This is a genomic window from Telluria sp. AZSoR62 (assembly GCF_058111565.1).
The window spans coordinates 1-238 of record NZ_JBYTST010000574.1 but is presented as its reverse complement, the minus strand read 5'-3'; the positions used below and the strand labels follow the sequence as shown (position 1 = coordinate 238).

General features: G+C 41.2%; 1 pseudogene. It reads left to right on the top strand.

Going from position 1 to position 238, the window contains the following annotated elements:
- Positions 1-238 (top strand): annotated as a pseudogene (locus tag AC3XQU_RS24805) (aspartyl/asparaginyl beta-hydroxylase domain-containing protein); the annotation flags it as partial.

The window sequence follows — 238 nt, the reverse complement described above, 5'->3', positions numbered from 1 at the left end:
ATCGCTTTTTTGCACGTTACATTGGTGGGCAGCAGCGTCCAACTTTTTTTGATATCAACACAATCAATCCAGCCTTAAATGCTGTAACAGCCCATGTTCAGTTGATTCAACAAGAATATCTACACATGCTCAGCCAAGTGGATACACTGCCGCGTTATCATGATGTTGATCCGGGAGAGGCAGCTATTTCTGATCGTGATGAGAAAAAATGGAATGTTTTTATGTTGTATTTGTTGGG